Origin of the sequence: Caulobacter sp. CCH9-E1 (genome assembly GCF_001556515.1) — a bacterium.
In the GTDB taxonomy this organism is placed as follows: Bacteria; Pseudomonadota; Alphaproteobacteria; order Caulobacterales; family Caulobacteraceae; genus Caulobacter.
Window position 1 is genome coordinate 1 of record NZ_LSJA01000110.1, and the last position, 3,848, is coordinate 3,848.

At 66.4% G+C, this 3,848-nt stretch carries 3 protein-coding genes; 2 read left to right on the forward strand and 1 reads right to left on the reverse strand.

Annotation, left to right across the window (positions count from 1 at the left end; genetic code table 11):
- Positions 1-65: 65 nt before the first annotated feature.
- The gene (locus tag AX690_RS07235) at positions 66-1,520 is read right to left on the reverse strand and encodes an AMP nucleosidase (protein WP_066683821.1); all 1,455 of its coding nucleotides are present in this window, start codon (positions 1,518-1,520) and stop codon (positions 66-68) included.
- A 310-nt stretch (positions 1,521-1,830) separates the two neighbouring features.
- Between AX690_RS07235 and AX690_RS07240 the strand changes: the two genes are divergently transcribed.
- Together AX690_RS07240 and AX690_RS07245 are read left to right on the forward strand one after the other, a co-directional pair.
- Positions 1,831-3,084 carry a dicarboxylate/amino acid:cation symporter gene (locus AX690_RS07240; protein WP_066683822.1) on the forward strand — a complete coding sequence of 418 codons (1,254 nt, stop codon included), beginning with the start codon at positions 1,831-1,833 and terminating at the stop codon, positions 3,082-3,084.
- Positions 3,085-3,230: 146 nt separating this feature from the next.
- On the forward strand, positions 3,231-3,671 hold the full coding sequence (locus AX690_RS07245) for a DUF6491 family protein (protein ID WP_066683824.1): 441 nt from the start codon (positions 3,231-3,233) through the stop codon (positions 3,669-3,671).
- The last annotated feature ends 177 nt before the right edge of the window (positions 3,672-3,848 follow it).

The following is a 3,848-nucleotide window of genomic DNA, read 5'->3' on the forward strand; positions in this document are numbered from 1 at the left end:
CGCTTGCCCCCTCAGTCGCTCCGCGACAGCTCCCCCGCATCGCGGGGGAGCATCTATCGCTCACCTCACCTAAACGGCGGCTCGTCGAACGCGCGCAGCTTGCGCGAATGCAGGTTCGGGCCTTCGGCGAGCAAGAGCTTGCAGGCCATGATGCCGATCTGCAGGTGCTGGCTGATCGCCCGCTCGTAGAAGGCGTTGGCCTGGCCGGGCAGCTTGATCTCGCCGTGCAGCGGCTTGTCCGACACGCACAGCAGCGTCCCGTACGGAACCCGGAAGCGGTAGCCCTGGGCCGAGATCGTCGCCGACTCCATGTCGATCGCCACCGCGCGGCTCTGGTTGAAGCGCAGGGCCGAGAGGCTGTGGCGCAGTTCCCAGTTGCGGTCGTCGGTGGTCACGACGGTGCCGGTGCGCAGGCGCTTCTTCAGCTGGTCGCCGCTGTCGCCGCTGATCGCCTTGGCCGCGTCGTAGAGGGCGCGCTGCACCTCGGCGATCGACGGGACCGGGATTTCCGGCGGCAGCACCGCGTCCAGCACGTGGTCGTCGCGCAGATAGGCGTGGGCCAGGACGTAGTCGCCGATGGTCTGGGTGTCGCGCAGGCCGCCGCAGTGGCCGATCATCAGCCAGGCTTGAGGACGAAGAACAGCGAGGTGGTCGCAGATGGTCTTGGCGTTGGACGGACCAACGCCGATGTTGACCAGGGTCACGCCCGAGCCGCCGGGCGCCATCAGGTGGTAGGCCGGCATCTGGTGCTTGCGCCAGGCCGACTCCGCCACCGCCATTTCGGGATTGACCGTATTGGCGGTGATCGTCACCCCGCCCGAGCACGACAGGGCCGTGTAGGGGCTGTCGGGCGCCTTCAGTTGGGCGATGCCCCAGCGGACGAACTCGTCGACATAGCGGTGGTAGTTCGTGAACAGGATGAACTGCTGCACGTCCTCGGCCGGAGCGCCGGTGTAGTGCTTGAGGCGCGCCAGCGAGAAGTCGGTGCGCAGGCCGTCGAACAGCGACAGCGGCCGGGTCTCCTCCAGCGCCGGGCTCCAGACGCCGTCGGCGATCTCGTCGCCGATGAAGGCCAGGTCCGTGGTCGGGAAGAAGCGGGCGATATCCTCGCTGCGCACATCGGCCTGATTCAGGTCGATCGTGGCGTCCAGCACATAGGGATAGGGAATCTCCTGACGCGAGCGGTCGACCTCGATCTCGACATCGAAGTCGTCCATCAGCAGCGTCAGCTGCTCGACCAGATAGTCCTTGAACTGGGCCGGCTTGGTCACGGTCGTGGAATAGACGCCGGGACGGCTGACGCGGGCGTAGGAGCGGGCCAGCTTGGGCGGCAGCGCCTCGGGATCGTAGGTCAGCCGCAGCTCGGGATAGGCGAAGGTCCCGTCGAACCGCGCTTGCGGGTCGGGACGCGTTCCATTTTCGAGATAGGCGCGCAGGGCGGTCCGGAGAGCGTCGACGGCGCGTTCGTATTCGTCATTGAGCCGTTCGACGACGGCGATTGCTTTTTCTTGGTTTGACATGACGCCTTATAGCGACGTTCCGCGACATTGGCGAGACACCCGCCCCGCCAAATGGGAATGATTTATTACTTAGCGCGCGATGAGGAAGCCTCGGGGCCTTCCGTCTCTACAGTCTGAGCCCGTTTAACCGGCTTGGCGCGAAACTCCCCGGCCTCCGGCGCCGCTAGGGCATGGACGAACCCGCGCTGGTCGGCCACAAGGGCGGAAATGCTCAAGGAAAGGAGCGATGGCGGCGCGGGCGCTCTCGCGCGTCGTTCCTTTCACCAACCAGAATGCCGTCGACGCTCGATAGAGGCGCCAGGGGGACTGAATGAACAAACGCTTCGCCTTATTGATCATCGCGGCCATGGTGCTAGGCGTCGCGGTCGGCTGGGGATGCAATCAGTTCCTCGATCCGGCCGCCGCCAAGTCGGCGGCCGCGAACCTGTCGATCATCACCGACATCTTCCTGCGCCTGATCAAGATGATCATCGCGCCGCTGGTCTTCACGACCCTGGTCGCCGGCGTCGCCCACATGGAGGACGCCGCCGCGGTGGGCCGGATCGGCGCCAAGACCATGACCTGGTTCATCGGCGCCTCGGCCGTGTCGCTGCTGCTGGGACTTCTGATGGTCCACCTGCTGGATCCGGGCGCGGGCCTGAACATGGCGCACGTCGACGTCGCGACGAAGACCACGGCCACGACCGACGCCTTCACCCTGAAGGGCTTCATCACCCACCTGGTGCCGACCTCGATCTTCGACGCCATGGCCAAGAACGAGATCCTGCAGATCGTCGTCTTCTCGCTGTTCGTCGGCACCGCCGTCGCGGCGCTGGACGACAAGGCCCCGCAGGTGCTGGAGCTGGTCGAGCAGGCCGCCCAGATCATGCTGAAGGTCACCGGCTTCGTCATGAAGCTGGCCCCGCTGGCCATCTTCGCGGCCCTGGCCTCGACCATCGCCACCCAGGGCCTGTCGATGCTGGCCACCTACGGCAAGTTCGTCCTGGGCTTCTACGCCACCATGGGCGTGCTGTGGGGCTTGCTGTTCCTGGCCGGCCTGGCGGTGCTGGGCAAGCGCGTGATCCCGCTGTTCGGCGTCATCCGCGACCCGACCCTGCTGGCCTTCTCGACCGCCAGCTCGGAAGCGGCCTATCCGCGCATCCTCGACAGCCTGCCCAAGGTGGGCGTGCGCCGCCGCATCGTCTCGTTCGTGTTGCCGCTGGGCTATTCGTTCAACCTCGACGGCTCGATGCTGTACTGCACCTTCGCCACGATGTTCATCATCCAGGCGCACGGGGTGGAGCTGTCGATCCAGCAGCAGATCTTCATGCTTCTGCTGCTGATGGTCACCTCCAAGGGCATCGCCGGCGTGCCGCGCGCCTCGCTGGTGGTGATCATGGCCACCCTCACCTACTTCGGCCTGCCAGAGGCCTGGATCGCGCTCGTCCTGGGCGTCGACCACCTGCTGGACATGGGCCGCAGCGCCACCAACGTCGTCGGCAACAGCGTCGCGGCCGCCGTGGTCGCCAAGTGGGAAGGCGAGCTGGACGAGATCGACCCGAACGCCGAAGGGGCGACGATCTAAGTCGCTCTTTTGACACCCGTCTCGAACGGCCCGCGCCAAGCCTGGCGCGGGCCGTTTTCGTGTCCAGTTGATACTGTACAGTAAAAACTTGACACCACCCGCCCGAGGTCCAATCTCAAGCGGGAGGGACTAGAAGGACGACGTCAATGAGCAAGATCGCTCACATCGCGCGCGCGGCCCTGGTCGGGCTCGCCATCTCCGCCCCGCTGGCGCTGAGCAACGCGGCGGCCGCCCAGGACGCGCCGGCCCCGGCCGAGAAGACCGCCAAGCCCGCCAAGGCGCCCCGGCAATGCTTCTACCTGTCCGACTGGCGCGGCTGGACCGCGCCGGACAAGGACACCCTGTACCTGAAGGTGCGGGGCAAGGACGTCTACAAGGTCGATCTGGCCTATGGCTCCAGCCAGCTGACCTGGCCGGGCACGCACCTGGTCTCGATCGTCCGGGGCGTCGACAGTGTCTGCAGCCCGCTGGACCTGGACCTGCGGGTGTCGGACGGCTTTGGCATGGCCATCCCGATCCGGGCCAAGACCATCACCAAGCTGACCCCGGAACAGATCGCGGCGATCCCCAAGAAGTATAAGCCGTAAAAAAACACCCTCTCCGGACGGAGAGGGCGGGGCCCATGCGAAGCATGGGAGGGTGAGGCGATACGCCGGTGAGGCTTTGAAGGTCGAGGGCCGGCGCGGGACGTCGTCCAGCGCCTAAAACCCTCACCCTCCCACCGCTGCGCGGCGGGCCCCGCCCTCTCCCGGTGGGAAGAGGGG

Bases quoted from the DNA above. Each gene is read 5' to 3' on its own strand.
- AX690_RS07245 (WP_066683824.1), top strand. From the start codon at position 3,231: ATGAGCAAGATCGCTCACATCGCGCGCGCGGCCCTGGTCGGGCTCGCC.
- AX690_RS07235 (WP_066683821.1), bottom strand. From the start codon at position 1,520: ATGTCAAACCAAGAAAAAGCAATCGCCGTCGTCGAACGGCTCAATGAC.
- AX690_RS07240 (WP_066683822.1), top strand. From the start codon at position 1,831: ATGAACAAACGCTTCGCCTTATTGATCATCGCGGCCATGGTGCTAGGC.